Source organism: Frankia canadensis (assembly GCF_900197875.1).
Taxonomy (GTDB): Bacteria; Actinomycetota; Actinomycetes; order Frankiales; family Frankiaceae; genus Frankia; species Frankia canadensis.
The window spans coordinates 71369-94762 of the sequence record NZ_FZMO01000334.1; the positions used below are offsets into that span (position 1 = coordinate 71369).

19 protein-coding genes are annotated in these 23394 nt (G+C 73.6%); 17 read left to right on the forward strand and 2 right to left on the reverse strand.

Annotated elements, in window-relative coordinates:
• Positions 1-120 precede the first annotated feature (120 nt).
• From C1A33_RS22770 to C1A33_RS22820, 11 genes are all read left to right on the forward strand, one after another.
• Positions 121-1563, forward strand: a complete 1443-nt coding sequence (locus C1A33_RS22770) for a sensor histidine kinase (protein WP_101833389.1) — start codon at positions 121-123, stop codon at positions 1561-1563.
• Entirely contained in the window at positions 1560-2240 is a 681-nt protein-coding gene (locus tag C1A33_RS22775; protein ID WP_101833390.1) for a response regulator transcription factor, read from the forward strand. Before C1A33_RS22770 ends, C1A33_RS22775 begins: the two co-directional genes overlap by 4 nt.
• Positions 2241-2537: 297 nt before the next feature.
• Positions 2538-3569 (forward strand): Ppx/GppA family phosphatase, encoded by a 1032-nt coding sequence (locus tag C1A33_RS22780; protein ID WP_243407844.1) that lies wholly within the window; start codon positions 2538-2540, stop codon positions 3567-3569.
• A gap of 262 nt (positions 3570-3831) precedes the next feature.
• Positions 3832-4803, forward strand: a complete 972-nt coding sequence (locus tag C1A33_RS22785; RefSeq protein ID WP_423748126.1) for a sugar phosphate isomerase/epimerase family protein — start codon at positions 3832-3834, stop codon at positions 4801-4803.
• 43 nt (positions 4804-4846) lie between these two features.
• On the forward strand, positions 4847-5626 hold the full coding sequence (locus C1A33_RS22790; protein WP_101833391.1) for a class I SAM-dependent methyltransferase: 780 nt from the start codon (positions 4847-4849) through the stop codon (positions 5624-5626).
• A gap of 232 nt (positions 5627-5858) precedes the next feature.
• Positions 5859-9020 carry an acyltransferase gene (locus C1A33_RS37565; RefSeq protein ID WP_279354689.1) on the forward strand — a complete coding sequence of 1054 codons (3162 nt, stop codon included), beginning with the start codon at positions 5859-5861 and terminating at the stop codon, positions 9018-9020.
• 95 nt (positions 9021-9115) lie between these two features.
• Positions 9116-9913 carry a pyrroline-5-carboxylate reductase gene (gene proC / locus C1A33_RS22800; RefSeq protein WP_101833418.1) on the forward strand — a complete coding sequence of 266 codons (798 nt, stop codon included), beginning with the start codon at positions 9116-9118 and terminating at the stop codon, positions 9911-9913.
• Between the two features lie 82 nt (positions 9914-9995).
• Entirely contained in the window at positions 9996-10094 is a 99-nt protein-coding gene (locus C1A33_RS22805) for a 30S ribosomal protein bS22 (RefSeq protein WP_003948845.1), read from the forward strand.
• Between the two features lie 152 nt (positions 10095-10246).
• A complete protein-coding gene (locus C1A33_RS22810; protein WP_101833392.1) occupies positions 10247-11110 on the forward strand; it encodes an SAM hydrolase/SAM-dependent halogenase family protein in 864 nt (287 codons plus the stop codon).
• Positions 11111-11304: 194 nt separating this feature from the next.
• Positions 11305-12345 (forward strand): NAD-dependent epimerase/dehydratase family protein, encoded by a 1041-nt coding sequence (locus tag C1A33_RS22815; RefSeq protein WP_101833393.1) that lies wholly within the window; start codon positions 11305-11307, stop codon positions 12343-12345.
• Between the two features lie 68 nt (positions 12346-12413).
• Entirely contained in the window at positions 12414-13571 is a 1158-nt protein-coding gene (locus C1A33_RS22820; protein WP_165818545.1) for a 1-acyl-sn-glycerol-3-phosphate acyltransferase, read from the forward strand.
• Between the two features lie 12 nt (positions 13572-13583).
• Here the strand turns inward: C1A33_RS22820 and C1A33_RS22825 are convergent, their stop codons facing one another.
• Together C1A33_RS22825 and C1A33_RS22830 are read right to left on the reverse strand one after the other, a co-directional pair.
• Positions 13584-14468, reverse strand: coding sequence for an HAD family hydrolase (locus C1A33_RS22825; protein WP_101833394.1), 885 nt, complete (start codon positions 14466-14468; stop codon positions 13584-13586).
• 237 nt (positions 14469-14705) lie between these two features.
• A complete protein-coding gene (locus C1A33_RS22830; RefSeq protein ID WP_243407846.1) occupies positions 14706-15515 on the reverse strand; it encodes a sigma-70 family RNA polymerase sigma factor in 810 nt (269 codons plus the stop codon).
• A 426-nt stretch (positions 15516-15941) separates the two neighbouring features.
• On the opposite strand from C1A33_RS22830, the gene C1A33_RS22835 reads away from it, so the two are divergent.
• The 6 genes from C1A33_RS22835 (at position 15942) to hemB (ending at position 23041) form a co-directional block, all read left to right on the forward strand.
• Positions 15942-16250, forward strand: coding sequence for a glutaredoxin family protein (locus tag C1A33_RS22835; RefSeq protein WP_101833395.1), 309 nt, complete (start codon positions 15942-15944; stop codon positions 16248-16250).
• A gap of 191 nt (positions 16251-16441) precedes the next feature.
• Positions 16442-17605 (forward strand): redox-sensing transcriptional repressor Rex, encoded by a 1164-nt coding sequence (locus C1A33_RS22840; protein ID WP_243407847.1) that lies wholly within the window; start codon positions 16442-16444, stop codon positions 17603-17605.
• Positions 17602-19011, forward strand: coding sequence for a glutamyl-tRNA reductase (locus tag C1A33_RS22845; protein WP_101833396.1), 1410 nt, complete (start codon positions 17602-17604; stop codon positions 19009-19011). The genes C1A33_RS22840 and C1A33_RS22845 overlap by 4 nt, the downstream gene beginning before the upstream one ends.
• 17 nt (positions 19012-19028) lie before the next feature.
• Positions 19029-20162: a hydroxymethylbilane synthase gene (gene hemC / locus C1A33_RS22850; protein WP_243407848.1), complete on the forward strand. Its 1134-nt coding sequence runs from the start codon at positions 19029-19031 to the stop codon at positions 20160-20162.
• Between the two features lie 2 nt (positions 20163-20164).
• On the forward strand, positions 20165-21982 hold the full coding sequence (locus C1A33_RS22855; RefSeq protein ID WP_101833398.1) for a bifunctional uroporphyrinogen-III C-methyltransferase/uroporphyrinogen-III synthase: 1818 nt from the start codon (positions 20165-20167) through the stop codon (positions 21980-21982).
• Positions 21983-22027: 45 nt separating this feature from the next.
• Positions 22028-23041 carry a porphobilinogen synthase gene (hemB, locus tag C1A33_RS22860; protein WP_101833399.1) on the forward strand — a complete coding sequence of 338 codons (1014 nt, stop codon included), beginning with the start codon at positions 22028-22030 and terminating at the stop codon, positions 23039-23041.
• Positions 23042-23394: the final 353 nt, after the last annotated feature.

Sequence of the window (23394 nt, forward strand, 5' to 3'; positions counted from 1 at the left end):
TGGCATGGCGGCACCTAGCATGCGGCGGGTGGGTGACAGGTCGGTAGATGCCGTGACAACCCGTGCACACTACGTCGAGTTATCCCTCGCCGTCGGCCGGCTCGACACCATGGATGGACAATGACGCTGGTACCCGGGAGGACATCCCCCCATTCCGCGCCTACCGGGCCGGATGGTGGTGCTGACGAGGGCGCCGTCCTGCCGGCCAGGCTGGTCCGCAGGGTGCTCTCCGGACTGCCGACCGGGCTGGTCGTGCTTGACTCGGCCGACCGCGTGGTCATGGTCAACACGGTCGCCCGCCGGATGGGCGTGGTCCGCCAGGACGAGCTCGCCCTCGCTGAGCTGGCCGAGCTGGTTCGCGCCACCCGGCTCGCCGGCAGCGACCGTGAGCGCCAGATCGACCTGCCGCCGGTGCCCGAACCGCCGCTCACCCGGCCGCGACCGGACCAGAAGGCGCTCGCGGTGCGCACCCGGGCGCGCATCCTGGACTCGGCCGGTCATGTTGCTGTCATCCTGGATGACATCACGGAGTCACGCCGGGTCGAGGCGGTGCGGCGGGACTTCGTCGCCAACGTCAGCCACGAGCTCAAGACCCCGGTCGGCGCGCTGCATGTGCTCGCGGAAGCGGTCGCCGCGGCCAGCGAGGACCCGGTGGCGGTGCGCCGGTTCGCCTCCCGGATGACGCACGAGTCCGCCCGCCTCGCCCGGCTCGTCCAGGAGATCATCGACCTGTCCCGGCTGCAGGGCGCGGAGCCGCTGCCCGACCTGCGCCCGCTGCCGACGGCGGAGCTGCTCACCGAGGCGGTCGACCGCACCCGGCTGGCCGCGCAGGCCCACGCGATCTCCGTCGCCGTCATCGGCGACGGCGGGCTGCGCGTGCTCGGCGACGAGAACCAGCTGGTCACCGCGGTGGCGAATCTGCTGGACAACGCGATCAGCTACTCGCCGCGGGGCACCCGCGTCGTGCTCGGCGTCCGCCGCAGCGGGCGCACGGTCGAGATCTCCGTCGCCGACGAGGGCATCGGCATCTCCGAGCGGGATCTGGAGCGGGTGTTCGAACGGTTCTACCGGGCGGACCCGGCCCGCTCCCGGGCGACCGGCGGCACCGGGCTGGGGCTGGCGATCGTCAAGCACATCGCCACCAACCACGGCGGGACGGTCACGGTCTGGAGCGCCGAGGGCGCCGGGTCGACGTTCACCCTGCGACTGCCGCTGTTCACCGACGACCCCGCCGCCGTCGCCCCCGCCGAGGAGCATGACGTGGCCGAGACGGCCGAGACGGTCGAGACGGCCGGCGTGGACGGCTCCGGTGGGGAAGCCGGTTCCGGTTCCGGCGAGGTGGCCAGCTCCGGTGCGGCGGGCCGCGCGGCCGAGGCGCCCGGTTCCGGTGGGACGCCCGAGGCGGGCGGCGTGGAGGTGCCGGCCGGTTCCGGCGCCACCGACGAGTTCGGCGATGTTCCTGACGACCATGACGCCAGGGGTGATCATGGTGGGCGGGGCGTCGTTGCCAGCGCACGGTCCGGGTCGGCCGGTCCGTCCGAGGTGACAGGGGAAAACAGGTGACCCGGCTGCTCGTGGTCGAGGACGAGGAGTCCTTCTCCGATGCGTTGTCGTTCATGCTCGAACGGGAGGGCTTCGAAGTGGGGGTCGTCGCCGACGGCCCCAGCGCGCTGGCCGAGTTCGACCGCCGTGGCGCGGACCTCGTCCTGCTCGACCTCATGCTGCCCGGCCTGTCCGGTACCGAGGTGTGCCGCACCCTGCGGACCCGCTCCAGCGTGCCGATCATCATGCTGACCGCCCGGGACAGCGAGATCGACAAGGTGCTCGGCCTGGAGCTCGGCGCGGACGACTACGTCACCAAGCCGTTCTCGGCCCGGGAGCTCGTCGCCCGGATCCGGGCGGTGCTGCGCCGCCGCTCGGAGACCGAGGAGGTCACGGAGGCGACGCTGGAGGCCGGCCCGGTCCGGATGGACGTGGAGCGCCACGTCGTCACGGTCGACGGCACCACGGTGACGCTCCCGCTCAAGGAGTTCGAGCTGCTCGAGATGTTCCTGCGCAACGCCGGTCGGGTACTGACGCGTGGCCAGCTGATCGACCGGGTGTGGGGATCGGACTACGTCGGGGACACGAAGACCCTCGACGTACATGTCAAGAGGCTTCGGACGAAGATTGAGCGGGAACCCGGAAACCCGCGGCACCTGGTGACGGTGCGGGGGCTGGGCTACAAGTTCGAGCCGTGACCTCAGGGGTCACGCTCTGAGGGGGCGGTGGTCAGGTGCTCGGTGGTGTGCGCCCGGGGGGGTGGTTCCCGCTCGGGACCCACCGTGCGAGCTCCTCGTCCGGGGCTGCCTCGGCCAGGAAGGCGCTGGTCAGGGCTTCGTCAGACGGGGAGACGCCGGCAGGGGAGGAGACCGGCGCGCCGCCGGGGGAGGCTCCCGCCGAGGGCGTCCCCGCCGGGGGCGCCGCGGGCGGGGATGGCGTCGTGGCCGGAGAGGTTCTGGCGGTGGGCGTGGCGGGGGGGCCCGCGGGGGGGGGCGGTGAGTCTGGCGCCCGGCGTGCTGGCCCCGGGCGCGCCGGCCCGGGGGGCCGCGGTCGACGTCAGCCCACTACCCGCCGGGCCGCATCCGGGACCGATGCGCCTCGGTGTGATCGACATCGGGTCGAACACGGTCCACCTGCTGGTCGTCGACGCGCACCGGGGCGGGCAGCCGCAGCCGGCGGCGAGTGTGCGGGTGCCGTTGCGGCTGGTCGAGCTGCTGGAGGCCGACGGGTCGCTCGGGCCCGAGGGCGAGCAGGCGCTCACCGCGTGCGTGCTGGACATGCGCCAGCAGGCGGACGCGCTCGGCGTCCACGACCTCGCCGCCTTCGCGACGTCGGCGCTGCGCGAGGCGAGCAACGGCGAACAGGTGCTCGACCGGGTCAAGGGCGCGACGGGCGTCGCTATCGGGATGCTGTCGGGGGAGGAGGAGGCCCGGCTCACCTTCCTCGCCGTGCGGCGCTGGTTCGGCTGGAGTGCCGGGCGGCTGCTGGCGCTCGACATCGGCGGCGGCTCGCTGGAGATCGGTGCCGGCATGCACGAGGACCCGGAGGTGGTGGCGTCGCTGCCGCTCGGCGCGAGCCGGCTGACCCGGGACTGGCTGGCCGCGGGCGATCCGCCGAAGCGGGGCGAGCTCGCCGAGCTTCGCCGCTACGTTCGCGCCCAGATCGCGCCGGTCGTCGGCACGATCTACCACCTCGGCGAGCACACCCGGGCCGTCGCGACGTCGAAGACGTTTCGCTCGCTGGCCCGCATCGCCGGCGCCGAGCCGTACAGCCGTGGGCCCTACACCCGGCGCGTGCTGCGGCGCGACGACGTGGCGGAGGTGGTCGCCCGGCTGGCCCGGATGCCCGCGCAGGAGCGGGCGGCGCTGCCGGGCGTGTCGGCGTCGCGGGCGGGGCAGCTGCTCGCCGGCGCCGTGGTGGCGGCCGAGGCGCTCGACCTGTTCAGCGTCGAGGAGGCGGAGATCTGCCCGTGGGCGCTGCGGGAGGGTGTGATCCTGCGGCGGCTGGACTGGCTCACCTCGGGCTGACCGGGTGTTTGTCACGACGCCCAAAAGGGACATTTGGGTTGCCGATATCGGATGCCGGCGAGACGATTGTCGGATGTGGCCGCTGTCACGCGCGATGTGGGGATCCGCACCCTCGTCCGCCCGCCATCTCCCCGGGCGAACCCGCGGAGATGGCCTAGCCTTGGTGAGGGGGTCGGCCGGCAGGCCCGGCCGCCGGATCGCACGGCAGGGAGATGGATTGCGGGTGTGGCGGGAGAGCACACGGCCGGTTCCGCCGGTCGTGATGACGCCCGACCCGTCACCGGAGCAGCCCCTGGCCGACGGCGACGGGCCGGGCGACGCGTCCAGCGCCCCGGGCGCCACCCCTGCCACCGGCCGCACGACCGGGTCGATCATCGCCTCGCCGCGGGTGGCGCCGCGGGCCACGCCGCGCCCGAACGCTGCGGCGGCGCGGGTCGCGCTGTCCACCGCGTCGACCTATCCCGAGTCGACGGCGTCGGCCTTCGAGATGGCCGCCCGGCTCGGGTACGACGGCGTGGAGATCATGGTCTGGACCGATCCGGTCAGCCAGGATCCGCAGGCGCTGCGCCGTCTCGTCGACTATCACGGCATCCCGATCCTCGCGATCCACGCGCCCTGCCTGCTGCTCACCCAGCGGGTGTGGGGTACTGACCCGTGGGCGAAGCTGGTCCGCGCCCGCACGGTGGCCGAGTCCCTCGACGCGCCCACCGTCGTCGTCCACCCGCCGTTTCGCTGGCAGCGGGACTACGCCCGCGAGTTCGTGACCGGCATCGAGCGGATGGCCGGGGAGACCGACATCCGCTTCGCCGTGGAGAACATGTTCCCGCTGCGGGCCCGGGGCCGGGAGGTCTCCGCCTACGCGCCGGACTGGTCGCCCGTCGAGGACGACTACGCCCACGTCACCCTCGACCTGTCGCACACCAGCGTGTCGCGCTCCGACCCGATGGCGATGGCCGGTGAGCTCGGGGAGCGGCTGGTCCACGTGCACATGGCCGACGGCGTCGGCTCGGCCAAGGACGAGCACCTCGTCCCCGGCCGCGGCACGCAGCCCTGCGCCGACCTGCTGGAACTGCTTGCCATCCGCGGGTTCGACGGCACGATCGTCGTCGAGATCAACACGCGGCGCGCCGAGTCGCGCGCGCAGCGGGAGGCCGACCTCGCGGAGGCGCTGGCGTTCACCCGGTTGCACTTCGCCGCGCCCTCGGTCGCGGGACTGAGCCTCCCGCAGGGCTGACAGTGCCGCCCGGAGGCTGACAGGGCCGCCGCGGATCGGCACCATGTGCGGTGTGACACACGGTCGTATCCCCACCGGCTCGTTGTTCGACCCGTTGGCGGACGCCTACGCGGCGGCGCGTCCGGGGTACCCGGAGCATGTCCTCACCGACATCGAACGCATCCTCGGCCGGCCGCTCGCCGGCGCGGACGTCGTCGACGTGGGGGCGGGCACCGGTATCGCCACCCGCCTGCTGCGCGATCGCGGCGCGCGGGTCGTCGCGGTGGAGCCCGGCACGGCGATGCTCGCCCGCCTGCTGGAGCGCACTCCCGACCTGCCGGCGCTGCGCGGCGACGGGGAGGCGCTGCCGTTTCGGGACTCGGTGGCCGATCTGATCACCTACGCGCAGGCTTGGCACTGGGTGGACGTGCCGGTCGCCGCGGCGCAGGCCGCCCGGGTGCTGCGCCCCGGCGGCGCGCTCGCGGTGTGGTGGAACGACGTCGACGCGCCGGACGCGCGCTGGTGGCAGCGGCAGCAGGAGCGCCTGGAACGGATGAGCCCGGGCTATCGTCGGGACTACCGCCGGCGGCCCTTCGCCGACGAGCTGCGCTGGACGGGTCACTTCGACGAGGTGGTCACGCTCACCGGGCGCTGGGCGCGTCGCATCGGAATTGACGACTATCTGATCTGGCAGCGTTCCAGGTCCTACGTCGCGGCAATCGGTGATCGTCTCGACGACTTTCTGGACGCCGAGCGGCGCACCGTCCTGCGGGCCTTTCCCGACGGCATCGTCGTCGAACCGTTCCGTACCCTGCTCGTGATAGCCCGCACACCCCTCGACTGAACACGGGGCGGCCGGCCGGCCGATCGCCGGGGCCCGCTGATCGTTTCTCCGCCGACCAGCGGTAACGCGTTGTCGCGCGACATGCATTCTAGGTAATGATGTGGGGACTGTTGGTAATTGCTGTGGTGTTGTCGCATTGCGGACGGCACACCCGCGTTCGGGGCGTTTTACCGATCCGTTAGTCTTGCGGCGTTCGCGGGGTGGTGTCGTACTTTGCAGGCGTAGCGGGACGATGGGGGAGCCGGTCTGGGCCGGCGACCGTGGACTGCGCCACCGCCGGGACGGCCAGTTCCGGCACCACGTCACCCCCGAGGGGCCGCCGACCGCCGGCGTGCTGGAGAGGGAGGCGACGGTCGTCATGCGGCATGCTGCGGATCGGGACGAGGCGACCGACCTACCCTCGGCGACCACTGGACGCAGGCGCGGCAGGGACCCCTACCCGCCCGAACCGCGCGCCGCGGCCGCACGCCCGGCGGGCCGCCGCCCGACGAACCCGCGGGCGACCGATCCGTACTCCTCGGACGTGCGCCCGGCGGGCCGGCGAGACCCGGACCCGCGTCAGGTGGCCAGGCACGACGCGGACGCGCACGACGCGGACGATCATGGGGCGGACGAGCACGGGGCGGACTCGCGATCCGCGCAGCGGCACCCGTCGCAGCCGCGCGCGGCGCGGCGGCGCGCGTCCGAGGCGCCGGTGGGGGGCCAACCGGTGGCGCCGGCACGTCCCGGGGCCGGCCTCTCGGCCGGGGATCTGGCGGCGAAGTTCGCCTACAATCCCGCGCTCGACGGCATGCGGGTGATCTGCATCTACATCATCCTTGCCGGCCACATGGGCGCCATCCACGCCAGCAACGTCGCCGTCGACATGTTCTTCGTGCTGAGCGGCTTTCTGATCACGGCGTTGCTGCTCGCCGAGCGCAGCCGGACGGGGACGGTCTCGATCGGCCGATTCCTGGTGCGCCGCGCGTTCCGGCTCATGCCCGCGATGTGGGTCTACCTCCTTGTCGGACTAGCCGTCACCGTCGCGTTCAAATGGAATGACATCGCCTTCCGGAACGACTACCTCGGCAGCGCGGTGTCCGCCTTCTTCAACGTCAACAACTGGTACAAGGTGCTGCACCCGGCGGCGGGTGGGCGCTGGCTGGCGCACGTCTGGTCGCTGTCCCTGGAGGAGCAGTTCTACCTGCTCTGGCCGGGCCTGTTCGTGCTCGTCACCCGGTCCGAGCGGCTGCGCCCGCACCTGGCCCGGATTCTGGTCGCCATGATCGTGATCGTCGCCGCGTGGACCTACCTGGTGGCGAGCCGAGGCGCGCCGCACTCCCGGATCTATCTCGCGCTGGACACCCATGTCGCGCCGCTCCTGGTCGGGTGCCTGACCGCGGTGTGGCGGGAGAACCGGCTGCGCGCGCTGGCCCGCGACGAGGACCTGGCGGAGGAGCCCGGCGCCGGGGGGCGACGGCGGCGGGCGAGGTCCGGCCGCGCGGACACCGGCGGAGGCAGGGCGGGCGGCACGGCGGCGGGTGCCGCGGTCCGGGCGGCCGCGGTGGGCCGCTGGCGCGCCGGCGGGATCATCGCGGCGCTCGGCCCGGTGGCCGCGGTCTGCCTGGTGTTCTTCGCCTTCCTCGGGCCCAACAAGGACGGCCTGCGGTCGAACTGGCTGGACCACGCCGCCTACCTGCCGAGCGCCGCACTCGCCGCGATCATCGTCCTCAGTGCCGATCTGCGCCGGGACGCCGCCTGGGTCCGTCTCGTCGGCCGGCCGAGGATGGCCTTCCTCGGGAAGATCACGTTCAGCATCTACCTGTGGCACTATCCGGTGATCTCCGCGGCCAACGGCCAGTTGGTGCCGCGGATCGGGCTGTGGCCATCGGTGGTCTGCGCGGCGGCCGCGAGCACGTTCGTCGCGTACTTCTCGAACCGTTTCATCGAGAAGCCCGCCCAGCGCGCTCGGCCGAAGTGGGCCGACACCCCACGCGGGCCGGCCCCCAGCGCGGTGCCCGCCGCCCGGCCGGCGCCCGAGCCGCTCGACCTCGCACCGGTCTCGATCGACCGCGGCGGGGACTCCGAGGACACCGCCTGGCTGAACCTCGGCGCCCGGCGCGGCACCCGCCCGTCCGGGCCAGGCGGTCGGGACCGTGCCACGGCCGACGGACGAGCCCGCGGCGGTGATGGTTGGGACGACCGCGCCCCGGCGCTGGCCGGTCCGGGCGACGGCGCCGAGTGGGCCGGGTCCGCCGCCCGGGGCTGGGACGGCGACCGCGCCGCGGATCACTGGGCCGCCGGTCCGGGATGGGCCGACGAGCAGGGTTGGGGTGCTCGCCAGGGTTGGGCCGATGAGCAGGGTCGGGCCGATGGACAGAGCCAGGTCCATGGGCAGGGCCAGGTCGATGGGCAGGGGCGGGGCGCGGGACAGTGGCGGGACGCCGGGCAGGACGGCGACCGCGACGACCGGGATCTCGTCGATTCCCGGGACGATCAGTACTCCGCCGGCGATGGGCGCTTGGCGCACAGCCCGTACCCGGACGATCCGTACGGCGCGAACGATCCGTACTCGCGGGCCGGCCGCCAAGCACCGGTCGACGCCCACGCGGCCGGTGGCCGACCCGCGCCCGGTGCCGCGTACGCGCCGGGCGGCCAGCCTGACCCGGCCGTCGGATACGCGCCGGGCGGCCAGTACGCGCCGGATGGCGGGTACGAGTCCGGCGACCAGTACGTGCCGAGCGGTCGGCAGGCGTCGGGGGGTCCCTACCCGCCGGTCGATCAGCACGCACCGGCTGGCCGGTACGCGTCGGGCGATCGGTACGGGCGGGGTGATCAGGACACCCCGCACGGCCAGTACGCGTCGGGCGATCGGTACGGGCCGGGTGGTCAGTACGCGTCGGGCGACGGGTACCCGCCGAGCGGTCCGCCCGCGGCGGATCCCTACCCGATGGACGACCGGCCGGCTCAGGACACCAGCTGGGACGCACGGCGGGCGGCGGCGGGCCACGGCGGCGCCGAGCGCGCGACGGACTTCTACGACCAGGACACCGACGGCCGCGCCGGCCCGCCCCGGGGCAGCTGGAACGACCGGGGCACCTGGGACGACCGGGGTACCTGGGACGACCGGGGCGCCGCGGGTCCGGACGACGACATCTGGGTCGACGAGGGGTACGCCCGGCCCTGGGCGGGCGGCGGCGAGGTGACCGGGCCGAGCCGTCCCCCGGCCGACCCCGCCTACGTCGACGAGGTCTACACCGGCGAACTGGTCCGGGAGGCCACCCCCGGCGGCTACCAGGGCCAGGACCGGCAGGCCGGCTGGGAACCGGTGCCGGAGCGGGATCCGCGTGCCCGGGCGGGCTGGCCGCCCGCACACGACGGATGGTCCGGCCAGGGCGGCGCCGCGCGCACCTGAGTCGCTCCTCGCCGCCCCGACCACCCCGCGGGGCGGTCGGCACCGTAACCTCCAAGGCCGATGGGTGGAACGCGGCGAGACGAGAGGGACCGGTGATGATTGTCGGGGTCATGGGCGCGGGACGGCTTGGCGGCGCGGTGCTCTCCGGCCTGCTGTCCAGCGGGCACGCTCCCGCGGACGTCGTCGTGGCCGAACGGGACGCGGCCCGGGCGAGCGAGGTCGCGACCCGGCACGGAGTGGAGGTCCACCCGCCGGCGACCGTCGCGGCGAAGGCGGACGTGCTGCTCATCGTCGTCAAGCCGCAGGACGTGGCGACCCTGCTGACGGAGGTCGCCCCGCAGGTGTCGGCCGGCACGCTGGTCGTGTCCCTCGCCGCCGGGGTGACCACGGCGGCGATCGAGGAGCGGCTGCCGTCCCACCCGCCGGTCATCCGGGTCATGACGAACACGCCGCTGCTCGTCGGGGAGGCGATGTCGGCGATCTGCGCGGGCCGGTACGCGGGCGCCGAGCACCTCGCGACCGCCCAGGGGCTGCTGGCGCCGGTCGGGCAGGTCACCCAGGTCTCCGAGGCCCAGCTCGACGCGGTCACGGCGCTGTCCGGCAGCGGGCCGGCCTATTTCTTCTACCTGGTCGACGCCATGATCGAGGCGGGTGTACTGCTCGGCCTGCCGCGGGCACTGGCCGCGCAGCTCATCACCCAGACCGCGCTCGGCTCGGCGCGGATGCTGCTGGACTCGGGCGAGCATCCCGCGATCCTGCGGGAGGCGGTGACCTCGCCGGGCGGGACGACCGTCGCGGCGCTGCGCGAACTCGACCGCCACGGCGTGCGCGCCGCGCTGCTGGACGCGCTGGAGGCCGCGAGCGACCGCTCCCGGGAGCTCGGCCGCGGATAGCGGCGGCAGCAGGTCGGCGTGTGCGGTCGCCGCGGCGGGTAGGCTCGCCCGGTAACTTCCTCAACATAGATCGGTCGGGTACGTGGGCTCTGTCATCAAGAAGCGTCGTAAGCGGATGGCCAAGAAGAAGCACCGCAAACTGCTGAAGCGCACGCGCGTCCAGCGTCGTAACAAGAAGTAGGCCAGCTCCGCCGCGTCCGCGCACCGGGTCGGAGCCCACTTACCTCGATGTATCGCTCTGCGTGCTTAATCGATTGCACTGTGGCAGGCTGGCGCCGCCAGAACGGTAGCCGCCAGGACGGTGGCAGAGCGACGCGCAGGCAGGTGAGTGGGATGACGGATTCGTGGATCAACTTCCTGTCCGACTACGGCGTGGACGACGCCTGCGTCGGGGTGTGCCACGGTGTGATCGCGCGGCACGCCCCGTCCGCGCGCGTTCTCGACGTCTGTCACTCGATCGCGCCGCAGGACGTGGAGCATGCCGCGATCACGCTGGCCGGAGCCGTCGGCTACCTGCCGAAGGGCATCCACCTCGTGGTCGTCGAGCGGTTGGACGCGGACGGCTACACCCGTGGCGTCGCGGTCCGGACGGTGGACGGCTCGGTCTTCGTCGGCCCGGACAACGGGGTCGCATCCCTCGCCTGGGACGCGATCGGCGGCATCGAGGCCGTCCACGAGATCGCCAACCGGGACCTGTGGCTGCCGCTGCCCACCGCGGTCTTCCGTGGGCGGGACGTGTACGCCCCGGTCGCGGCGCGGCTCGCGGGGGGCCTGCCGATGACCGACGTCGGCCCCGCGCTCGATCCCGCTGGCCTGACCGTGTTCCGGCCGCGGGTGTGCACCGTCGATGACGACCACGTCCATGGCGAGGTCGTGTCCATCGACCATTTCGGCAACCTCTCGCTCAACATGACGCGGGTCGACCTCGAGGCCGCCGGCATCCTGCTCGGCGATCCGGTCGAGGTGCGGGCGGGGACCCGGGTCATGCGGCTGACCTTCACCCACACCTACGGCGAGGTGCCGCGCGGCGGCGTCACCGTGTGCGAGGACGCGCTGCGCCGGGTGATGATCGCGGTGAACTGCGGCCGGGCCTCCGAGGCCCTCCGCCTGCGCCGCCAGGACGCCGTCGTCGTCGGTCAGCTCCCTCGTGACCCCTCGGGTTTCCGCATTGTCCAGAATCTGCCGCTACCCGCCTAAAGTTGATTACCCTTCGTAGTTGACGCGCCGAACGTTCTCACGCTGCGCAGCGATTGCGGCGAGTTCGGGCGTACGATGACCGACGGAGCCAGGGGCTCGGGAGGTTCCGGGAGTTCCGGGTGTCCGCGGGTCAGACCGGCCCGCGCTGGCACGAGTGCGGGGCGCCGGGAAGGCCGTCGCGGGGAGACAGATCGATGAGACCACGCCGAGTGCTGGTGACGGGTGTCGCGCGTCCCCTCGGCGCGCAGGCAGCCACCGCGCTGGCCGCCGATCCCGACATCGAGTCGGTCGTCGGCGTCGACACGGTCACCCCCGACGCCGACCTCGGCCGCACCCGGTTCGTCCGTGCCGACATCCGCCACCCGCTGATCGCCAAGGTGATCTCCACCGCGGAGATCGACACGGTGCTGCACCTCAACGTCATCGCGACCCCGCTCGGCGCGGGCGGGCGCACCGCGATGAAGGAGATCAACGTCATCGGCACCATGCAGCTGCTCGCCGCCTGCCAGAAGGCCCGCAGCGTCAGCAAGCTGGTGGTGAAGTCGACGACGTCGATCTACGGCTCCTCCGCGCGGGACCCGGCGCTGTTCGCCGAGGACACCGAGCCGCGCTCGCTGCCCACCGCCGGGTACGCGAAGGACGCGGTCGAGGTCGAGGGCTACGTCCGTGGGTTCAGCCGGCGCCGCCCCGACATCGCCGTCACCGTCCTGCGGTTCACCAACGTCCTCGGCCCGCAGTCGGACAGCCCGCTCGCCCGCTACCTGGACCTGCCCGTCGTGCCCACCGTGCTCGGCTTCGACCCGCGCATCCAGCTGCTGCACTCCGACGACGCCCTGGCCGTGCTCCTGCGCGCGGCCCGCGGCTCGCACGCCGGCACGTTCAACGTCGCCGGGGAGGGCGTCCTGCTGCTGTCCCAGGCGATCCGGCGGGCGGGCCGGGCCAACCTGCCGGTGCCGTTCCCGGCGATCGGGATGCTCGGCGGGGTGGCCCGCCGGCTGCGGCTCGTCGACTTCTCCGCCGAGCAGCTCGACCTGCTGGCCCATGGCCGCGCCGTCGACACCGAACGACTGGTCTCGGTGTTCGGCTACCGACCCCGGTACTCGACCGTGGAGACGTTCGACAACTTCGTCCAGCATCGTGACCTGCGCTTCACCCTCGACCACGAGCTGGTGTCCCGCGTTGAGCATGGCCTGACCGGCTCGCTGCGCCGCCGCTGGCTGATGGGCTCGTCGTGACGTGCACGGCCCGGCGGTGCCCGTCATCCCCGCCCGTCACGCCGGCATCCCGGGAGAGGCCCTGATCTATGCCCAGCCGTGACGAGGACGCGAAGATCATCCCGCTGCCCGGTGACGAGCGGTCCGGCTCGCCCGGCAGTCCCCACCCGTCGCGGCGGTCCGCCGGGCCTCGCGTGCCACCCCCGCCCTCCGCCGCTGCCCACAACGGGACCGCCCCGCGCGACGCCGCCGACCCGTCCGAGGCGGCGGAGCAGGGCGAGGGGGCCGACCTTCACGAGGGGGCCGACCTTCACGAGGGGGCCGACCTTCACGAGGGGGCCGACTCGCCCGAGGGTGCCGACTCGCCCGACGAGGCCGAGCGGTCCGGAGCGTCCCCGCGGGCCGCGGGCGACCTGGAGGCCGCCCTCGCCGGGGCGCTCGCCTTCCTGCGCCGGCGCATCACCGGCGACTACGTCGTCGACGAGCACGGCTTCGACGCGGACCTGACCGAGCACGTGATCGCCCCGCTGCTGCGGCCGCTGTACAAGGACTACTTCCGGGTCGAGACGCGGGGCCTGGAGAACATCCCCGACACCGGCGGGGCGCTCGTCGTCGCCAACCACTCCGGCACCCTGCCGATGGACGCGCTGATGATGGCGACGGCGATCCTCGACCACCATCCCGCCCATCGCAACCTGCGGATGCTCGCCGCGGACCTGGTGTTCGCCGTGCCGTTCCTCGCCCCGCTCGCCCGCAAGATCGGCAACACGCTCGCCTGCCAGCCCGACGCCGAGCGACTGCTGAACGCGGGTCACCTGGTGGGTGTGTGGCCGGAGGGGTTCAAGGGGGTCGGCAAGCCGTTCAGTGAGCGTTACACCCTGCAGCGGTTCGGCCGAGGCGGCTTCGTCTCCTCCGCGCTGCGCACCGGCGTGCCGATCATCCCCTGCACGATCGTCGGCGCCGAGGAGATCTACCCGATGATCGGCAACGCGAAGACGCTGGCCCGCCTGCTCGGCCTGCCGTATGTGCCGATCACCCCGACGTTCCCGTGGCTGGGCCTACTCGGCCTGATCCCGCTGCCCTCGAAGTGGATCATCGAGTTCGGCGAACCGGTGCCCACCGACACCTATCCCGCCGAGGCCGCCGACGACCCGCTGCTGGTCTTCGAACTCACCGACAGCATCCGCGAGACCATCCAGCACACCCTCTACAGCCTCCTGATGCAGCGCCGCTCGGTGTTCTTCTAGCGGCGCGGGACGTCAGACGCTGGCGACGCGGCGGCGCAGGGCCATGCCGGCGGCGACGCCGCCCGCGAGCGCGCCGGCGCCGGCGGCGGCCGGGATGCCGACGCGGACCGCTCGGCGGGCGGTGCGGAAGTCCTTGATCGGCCAGTCCCGCTCGCGGGCGACAGCCTTGAGACCGGGATCCGGGTTGATCGCGACCGGGTGGCCGACCAGAGAGAGCATCGGCAGGTCGTTGATCGAGTCGGAGTAGGCCCAGCAGCGGGACAGGTCCAGCCCTTCCCTGCCGGCGAGTGCCTGCACGGCCTCGGCCTTGGCCTGCCCGTGCAGCAGGCCGCCGACCAGCCGGCCGGTGTAGGTGCCGTCGCTGACCTCGCTGACGGTGCCGAGCGAGCCGGTGAGCCCGAGGCGCCGCGCGATGACGGAGGCGAGCTCCACCGGAGTCGCGGTCACCAGCCACACCCGCTGGCCGGCGTCGAGGTGCTGCTGGGCGAGGGCGCGGGCGCCGGAGTAGATCTGCTCGGCCATCCGCTCGTCGTAGATCTCCTCGCCGTAGCGGACGATCTCGGCGACCGACCGGCCGGCGACGAACGCGAGGGCGGTCTCCCGCGCGTCGCGCATGCCGTCGGGGTTCTCGTGGCCGCGCAGCCGGTAGGTGACGTGCTGCATGGCGAAGCGCAGGAGGTCACGGGAGTCGAAGAAGTCCCGCGCGGCGAGGCCCCGGGCGAAGTAGAAGATCGAGGCGCCGGCCATCATCGTGTTGTCGACGTCGAAGAACGCGGCGGTCGACTCGTCGAGCGGGGGTCGGGGGACCTCCTCGGCGGCGACCTTGAGCGCGGCGATCGCCGCCGCCTCGGCAGCAGCCTGCCTGGTCTCGGCCACACCTCTGCGTCGCACCCTCATCAGTCATCTCCATGCGCTCGGCGATGCGATGGGATACGGGCCGCTGCCCGCGTGCCATCACCATCCCGGTGGGGCGGGATCCGCACCGCTGTTCCTCGGCACGCCGCCAGACTACGGTGCCCTCCGGTCCCACGGCCGCAGGCAGCTCAGATGTGACCGCGCAAAAGTGCCGACCTCGCAACAATGGTCATGTGATCTCGGCGTGATCCGCAGGATCGCCGCATCGAGCGGGGCGGATCAGCTCGGCCCGGCGGCCGGCAGGATGCGGGCCAGAGAGCGCAGGGCGCGCAGCTGCAGCGCCCGGACGGCCCCCTCGTTGCGTTCCATCGCAAGCGCGGTCTCCCGCACCGACAGGCCTTCGAGGAAGCGCAGGGCGACGCACTCCCGCTGCTCCGGGCGCAGCCGGTGCATGGCGTCCAGCAGTGCGCGGTGGGTGAGCCCGGTGAGAATGGACTCCTCGGGGCTGGGGACGGCGTGGGTGGTGGCCCCGTCGGCGGCGGCGAGGATGTCCGCGGTCGGGATCTCGAAGCGCCGGCGGGCGGAGCGGGCCTGGTCGACCATGAGATTGCGCGCGATGGTGATGAACCAGGCGCCGATGTCGCGGCCCTGCCAGCGGAACGCGCCGATTGTCCGGAACGCCCGCAGGAACGTCTCGCTGACGACGTCCTCGGCGGCCGCCGGGTCGTCCAGGCGGTACTGCGCGTACCGAAAGACCAGGCCGGCGTAGTGGTCGTAGAGCAGGCCGAACGCGTCCGCGTCGCCCTGGCGGGCACGGGCGACGAGCGCGACCCGCTCTGGGTCGTGGCCAGTGGCCGCGCCGGTCGGGTCGGTCGCGTCGGTCAGGCCGGTCAGGCCGGCGGGCGCGGCGGTGCCCGGCAGCCGGGCACCGTCCACCGTGCCCTCGTCGGAGCTGGAGCCGGCCGGCCGGAGTGGCCGCGTACGGCCGCCCGGCGTCGTCGGGCCGGCGCCGGGCGCGCCGGCGGGCTCGACGACGGTCGCCGACGCCACGGGACGGGACGCGACGGCGGTCGGCCGGGCCGCGAGCACCTCGGCCCTCGCGGGCGGCGCCGGGGGTTGGCCGGCGGTCGTGCCGGGGGGCGCCGGAACTGTGAGTGGACGCGCCGACATCACCGTGGATGGCGGAATCGCCGAGGATGCCGGACGTGACGGGATGCCGGACGGCCCGGCAGCAACGGCACGACCGGCGCCCGCCATACCCGCGATGGGCGCCGCGGACCGCGTCGCGCGGCGGCGAGGCCGGCGGCGAGATCGGCGAGCGTGCAGTCGGTCACAGCCCGGACTCCGAAGGATGAGTCGCGACAGGACGGGCCCGCGGGCCCGGGGTGAGTGAGGGCTCGGGTAGCTGAGTGTAGCCGCATCGCGCACGCGCGGCAGTCAGAGATCGCGGCGGTGCCGGCCGGCGGCCACGCTCGGGCGACCGGTACCGCCACGTGCCGGACTTACCATCGTGAGATGGACGACGACGGGCCTGGGCCGGCGGCCTCCGCCGGTGCCGCGCGCATCACGCTGATCACCCGGGTGGGTTGCCACCTGTGTGACGACGCGCGCGCGGCGATCGTGCGGGTTTCGGAGCGGGAGCGGGTCGGATGGCGCGAGATGGACGTCGACGGCGATGCCGAACTGGCCGACGAGTACGGCGACCGGGTGCCGGTCATCCTGGTGGACGGACGCGAGCACGGTTACTGGCGGGTCGAGGAGGAGCGGCTGCGCCGTGCCCTGGCCGGCGGCCGGTGGTCGCTGCGTCCCTCGGGCGCCGGCTGATTCGTGCCGGGAGGCTTCCCGCGCACTTCGTGAATCCCTTCACGAAGTCGTACACTGCCCGACGACAGCCGACTTGTGATGCCGAACCCGGGATCCAGAAGGTCGGCTGGGCCACGGATTCGGGCCCACGACTGCGGGTGGAGTCGCGCGCCCGCGCAGCGGTGACGCGCGCCCAGAGATCGGAGCCGCGGATGAGCCAGCCACGGCGTCGCCCCGCGGTGATCAGGCGACGCACCCGCGGTGACGCGGCGGCCTCCGCCCGGGAAAGCGTGCCCGAGGCGACGGTGGCGCGGCTCCCGCTGTATCTGCGGGTGCTGACCGCACTGGCGGAGAGTGGGGTTCACACGGTGTCCTCGGACACCCTCGCCACGGCTGCCGGGGTCAATTCCGCGAAGGTCCGCAAGGACCTGTCGTACCTCGGCACCTACGGCACGCGCGGGGTCGGCTACGAGGTGGACGTGCTGCTCGACTGCATCGCGGCGCGGCTCGGCCTGACCGAGGACCGCTCGGTGGTGCTTGTCGGGGTGGGCAACCTTGGTCATGCTCTGGCCGGCTACGGGGGCTTCCACGCCCGGGGTTTCCGTATCGTGGCTCTGGTCGACGCGGATCCGAACCGGGTCGGCGAGCGGGTCGGCGACGTGATCGTGCGGCCTGTGGACGAGCTGGAGCAGGTCATCGCCGAGTGTGCCGTCACGATCGGGGTGATCTGCACCCCGGCTGCCGCGGCGCAGCTGGTGTGTGAGCGGTTGGTGGCCGCGGGGGTCACAAGCATCCTCAACTTCGCCCCCACGGTGCTTTCCGTGCCGGAAGGGGTGGACGTGCGTAAGGTCGACCTCGCCGTCGAACTTCAGATCCTGTCGTTCCACGAGGCGCGCAAGCGTCCCGCCCAGCCGCCCGAGTCGGAGCCCGCCCGGGCCGTACCAGCCGAGCGTGGTGGTTCGGACGGGGTGGCGCCCCGTGGCTCCTGGCCCGCCCGGGCCATGCCGGTGCGGGCGTCCTCACCGGTCGGGCGCGCCCCGCGCCGGCCGGCGCCCGGCCCGGCGGCCGCGCCGGCGAGCGACGCGGGGCCGGTGCCGCCGCTGCCCGCGACCGACCGCCCGCCGGGCGTGCTCGGTCCGGACGGCTCGGGCACACCCGGCGCGCAGGAGAGGGCGACGGGGACGAGGCCCGCCGAGGCGCGCGGATCCGCCGAGGCGCGCGGGCCCGGAGGGGTGGCTGGGGCGGTGCTGAGGTCGGACAGGGTGAGGACTGAGACGGATGGGGTCAAGCGGGTGACTCGTCAAGCCGGACAGACACGGCCGGCACCGGCGGTTCGTCAGGTCGGACCGGGGATGACGGGAGGAGAGATCGTATGAGCCTCCTGGTGGTGGGGCTCAACCACCGGACCGCGTCGACGTCGTTGCTGGAACGCGCGTCGGTCTCCCCGGCCGATACCCCGAAGGTCCTGCACGACCTGGTGGCGGCGGCGCACGTCGCCGAGGCGGTCGTGCTCTCCACCTGCAACCGCACCGAGATCTACGCGGAGGCCGAGACCTTCCACGGGGGCGTGGCGGACATCTCCGATCAGATCAGCCGCATCTGCGGCATCGATCTCGCCGATCTCGCGGCGCACCTGTACGTCCACCATGACGCACGGGCGGTCGGCCACCTGTTCTCGGTCGTCTGCGGGCTCGACTCCATGCTCGTCGGGGAGTCGCAGATCCTCGGGCAGGTGCGCGGCGCCTTCCGCGCCAGCCAGGACGCCGGCGTCGCCGGTGGCGGGCTGTCCGCGCTGTTCCAGGCGGCGCTGCGGGTCGGTAAGCGGGCGCACTCGGAGACGTCGATCGATGCCGCCGGTGCGTCCATCGTCGCCGTGGGAGTCCAGCTGGCCGCCGCGAGCCTCGGGATCCTCGGTGAGGCGCCGGCCGCGCCGGTGGCCGCTCCCGGGGCCGCCACGAGCGGGCTCGGGACCGGGCCCGAGCCGGTGGCGCCGGTCGAGGCGCCGCCGCTGGCCGGCGCCCGGGTGCTGCTCGTCGGTGCCGGGGCGGTCGGGTCGCTGGCGGCGCAGACCGTCCGGCGTGCCGGGGCGGCCGAGGTCGTGATCGCGAACCGGACGCCGGCGCGGGCGGCCCGGGTGGCCGAGATGCACGGCGGGCGGGTCGTCGGGCTCACCGACCTGCCGCACGAGATCACCATGGCCGATCTGGTGATCACCTCCACCGGTGCGGCCGGCCTCGTCGTCGACCACGACGCGGTCGCCGCCGCGCTGCCCGGTCGCGGCGGACGCCCCCTGGTCTTCCTGGACCTGGCGTTGCCGCACGACATCGACCCGGCCGTGCGGGACCTGCCCGGGGTGAGCCTCATCGACCTGGAGGCGCTGCGCGTCGCGCTGGACGGCGCGCAGGTCGCGCACGATGTCGAGGCGGTGCGCTCGCTCGTCGCCGCGGAGGTCGCGAGCTTCCTCGACCGGCGCCGGGCGGGGCGGGTGGCGCCGACGGTGGTGGCGCTGCGTGCCCATGCCGACGCGGTCGTGCACGGCGAGCTCGCCAGGTTGCGCGCCCGCATGCCTGACCTGGACGATCGGGAGTGGGATCTGGTGGAGGGCGCGGTCCGCCGCGTCGTCGACAAGCTGTTGCACGCCCCGACCGTGCGCGTCCAGCAGCTGGCCGGCGCGCCCGGAGGCGACTCGTACGCCGAGGCGCTGCGTGAACTGTTCGATCTACCGCGCGAGGTGCCCGCCGTGGTGTCCGCGCCCGATCTTGATCTTGTGGAGCGTTCGTGACGTGGATGGACCCGAGGATGACCGACACGGATCCGGCAGAGCGGGGCGCGGTGCTGCGCGCTCGGTATGCTGGACGCCGCCTGCGGTTGGGGACACGGCGCTCGGCGCTCGCGATGGCGCAGTCCGGCATGATCGCCGCGCGGTTGCGGCAGGAGGTCGGCTGCGACGTGGACCTGATCCCCATCGTGACCGAAGGTGATCGCTCATCGGCGCACATCAGCCAGATCGGTGGCACCGGTGTCTTCGTCAGTGCCCTGCGCCACGCACTGGCGGCGGACGAGATCGATCTCGCCGTCCACTCGCTGAAGGATCTGCCGACGGCGACGCCGGCCGGCCTGGTCCTCGCTGCCGTGCCGACCCGGGAGGACAGCCGGGACGTGCTCGTCTCGCCCAGTGGCCGGCGCCTCGGCGAGCTCGGGCCCGGCGCGCGGGTGGCGACCGGATCGCCGCGCCGCGCCGCGCAGCTGCGTGCCCTCGGCCTCGGCCTCGACGTCGTCGCGATCCGCGGCAACGTCGACACCCGGCTGAAGAAGGCGATCGACGGCGAGGTCGACGCCGTCGTCCTGGCCTATGCGGGACTGGCACGCCTGGACCGCCTCGACGCCGTCACCGAGATTCTCGAGCCCGAGATCATGCTGCCCTCGCCGGGCCAGGGAGCGCTGGCCGTCGAGTGCCTCGGCGGGCCGGATCTTCCCGTGGCCGGACCTGCCCGGGCGCTGATCGGAGCCGCCGAGGGTCCGGATGTGGGACGAGCCGGTGGCCAAACGTGGCCAGATCATGGTCACTCCTTCGATAGCGACCTTGCCGAGCTGCTACGGTTTGTGCTCGATGACGCATCGTCGTCCGTCGCGGTGAGAGCGGAACGCGCGTTCCTCGCCAGGATCGAGGCCGGATGCACCGCCCCGGTCGGCGCCCTGGCAGTGCCAGCGCCAGCGCCAGCGCCTTCGACGGACGCCGGCCCTGTGGCACCGGCCGGTGATGCGTCCCCCGCGGGTCGACTGCGCCTGCGGGCGGTCGTGGCCGCGCCGGATGGCAGCACCGTCCTCCGGCGGGACGTGACCGGGTCCGCCGTCGACCCGGAGGCGCTCGGGCGGCGCCTCGCGGACGACCTGCTGTCCGCCGGAGCACACTCGCTGATGGGAACTCGCTGAGCATGGCCACCCGACGCACGAAGAAGCCCGTCTCCCCGGTTGCCCTGGTCGGTGCCGGCCCCCGTGACCCGGGTCTGCTGACCGTCCTCGCGGTGGAGACCCTGGCCGCCGCCGACCTGGTGGTCGCCGACCCCGATGTCGCACCCGCCGTGGTGGAGAACCTCTCCGCCGAGGTGCTGCGGATCGGTGATCTGGAGGCGTCGAAGCCGGTCCGGGACGCCGAGGCGGCGACGGCCGCGGTGGTCAGCCGGGCCCGTGCCGGGGACAAGGTGGTCCGGCTCTACGCGTCGGATCCGTGGCTGACCCGGATCGGAGCCGCCGACGCCCAGGCGCTCGCGAAGGCCCGCATTCCCTACCGGGTCGTCCCGGGGATCCTCACCGGCGCGGCGGTCGCCACCTACGCGGGCGTCGCGCCCGGCTCGCCGATCACCTTCGCGACCACGTCCGGTGTCTTCTCCTCGTCGGGTTCGCTGCCCGCCCCGTCGCCGTTCGGGGTCGGCGAGCCGGTCGGCCCGCTGACGGGGCCCGCGTTCGGCGCAGGCAGGCTCGGTTCACGGCCGATGTCCGGTCTGGGCGGTGGCCTCGGCGTCGGCCTGGGCGGCGGCTTCGGTTCGCCGCTCGGTCTCGGCAGTCCGGGCTTCGGCGGCTTCGGCGCCGCGCCGACCTCGCCCGGGGACGTGGACTGGGCCTCGCTCGCGCAGACGCCGGGCACCCTCGTCGTCACCGCCGCCCCGAACGAGACGGGCAAGGTCGCGGCCGCCCTGGTCGAGCACGGCCGGCCGGGCGACACGCCGATCGCGGTGACCGTGGACGGCACGACGACCGACCAGCGCACGATCACCTCGACGCTGGACCGGGTCGAGGCCGATGTCGCTCCGCTGCTGGGCGCCACGCCCACGCCCATCACCCAGGTCGTGCTCGCGATCGGGCCGGTGGTCGCCAGCCGGTCGAAGCTGTCCTGGTGGGAGACCCGCGCCCTGTTCGGCTGGACCGTTCTGGTGCCGCGGACCAAGGAGCAGGCGGCGATCCTCTCCGATCTGCTGCGTGCGCACGGCGCGAGCCCGCTGGAGGTGCCGACCATCGCCGTCGAGCCGCCGCGCACCGCCGCTCCGATGGAGCGTGCGATCACCGGGCTGGTCTCCGGCCGCTACCAGTGGGTCGTCTTCACGTCGGTGAACGCGGTGAAGGCCGTGCAGGAGAAGGTCGAGGAGCGCAGCCTGGACGCTCGTGCGTTCGCCGGGGTCAAGGTGGCGGCGATCGGTGAGGCGACCGCGGACGCGCTGCGGACCTTCGGGATCCGCCCCGACCTGCTGCCCTCCGGCCAGCAGTCCAGCGAGGGCCTGCTGGAGGACTGGCCCGACTTCGACGAGTCCCTCGACCTGCTGGACCGCGTCCTGCTGCCGCGGGCCGACATCGCGACCGAGACGCTCGTCGCCGGCCTGAAGGAACGCGGCTGGCAGGTTGATGACGTCACCGCCTACCGCACCGTGCGCGCCGCGCCGCCGCCCGCGCCGATCCGTGAGGCGCTCAAGGGCGGGCGGGTCGACGCCGTCGTGTTCACCTCGTCCTCGACCGTGCGCAACCTGGTCGGCATCGCCGGCAAGCCGCATGAGACCACGGTGATCGCCGTCATCGGCCCGGCCACCGCGGCGACCGCGCAGGAGCTCGGGCTGCGGGTCGACGTGCAGGCTCCGGAGGCGTCGATTCCCGCCCTGGTGGGCGCGCTGGCCGAGTTCGCCGCCGAGCATCGCGAGGAGCTCGGCAAGATCGGGCCGCTGGCGGCCCGGTTGCCCAAGCCTCGCCGCGGCTCGCGGCGCTGAGCCTGGGGTCTGTCCGGTAGGTCGTCGTCGGGAGGTGCGAGACCGTTGAACGGTGTGCCAGGTCTGACCGCCGGGTATCCGAGCACGCGGCCTCGCCGCCTGCGGCGTTCGCCGGCCCTGCGCAGGCTGGTCTCCGGAGTCCGGATGCGCCCGGCTGATCTCGTCCTTCCGCTGTTCGTCCGGGAGGGAGTGGACCAGCCGGTCCCCATCTCGTCGATGCCGGGCGTCGTCCAGCACACCCGCTCGTCGCTGCTGAAGGCCGCCGTGGAGGCGGTCGAGGCGGGCGTGGGCGGGCTGATCCTGTTCGGCGTGCCGGCGGAGAAGGACGCGCGCGGCTCCGCGGCCGACGACCCGGCCGGGATCGTCCAGCTCGCGCTGTCCGACCTCGTCACCGAGGTGGGTGGCGACATCGTGCTGATGAGCGACCTGTGCCTGGACGAGTACACCGACCACGGGCACTGCGGCCTGCTCACCGAGGCCGGCGAGGTCGACAACGACGCCACCCTCGCCCGCTACGCCTCCATCGCGGTGGCCCAGGCCCGTGCCGGCGCCGAGGTCGTCGCGCCCAGCGGGATGATGGACGGCCAGGTGGGTGCCATCCGGGCCGCCCTGGACGGCGCGGGCTTCACCGACCTGCCGATCCTGGCGTACTCGGCGAAGTACGCCTCCGCGTTCTACGGCCCGTTCCGCGAGGCGGCGCAGTGCGCGCCGCGGTTCGGTGACCGCGCCGGCTATCAGCAGGACCCGGCGCGCACGGTCGGCGAGGCGCTGCGCGAGGTCGCCCTCGACCTGGCCGAGGGCGCCGACGCCGTGATGGTCAAGCCGGCGCTCGCCTACCTCGACGTGCTGCGTGCCGTGGCCGACGCCGTGGACGTGCCCGTCGCCGCCTACCAGGTCTCCGGCGAGTACGCCATGGTCGAGGCGGCCGCGGCCGCCGGCTGGATCGACCGCGAGCGCGCCATCACGGAGACACTCACCGCGATCGCCCGCGCCGGCGCGGACATCATCCTCACCTACTGGGCCGTCGAGGCCGCACGCCGGCTCACCGCCGAGCGCTGACCCACCCCTCGGCGCGCGCCTGACACTGGGCGGCCGATCGCCACGTCCCCAGTGGTTCGCCCGGCTCCGCCGGGCGGTCAAGGCCATGAGCTGACATTCGGTCGCGTCTCGAGTAGTGATCGTCGCGGTCGCGGTCGCGGTCGCGGTCGCGGTCGGTCGTGGCAGCGTTATGGCAACGTCGCGGAGGCCCGTGTCGCATAATACGGGCAAAACGGACGGGGAGCCGCGAGTTCGCGACACGGTGCCGCTGTCCCCCGCACGCGCTTCCCACTCGTGGGAAGTCGGCCCCTTCCTCGGTCTTCTGGCCGAGGCTGACACCGTCGACGATCAGGGTCCAAGGCGGGGGCGACGGG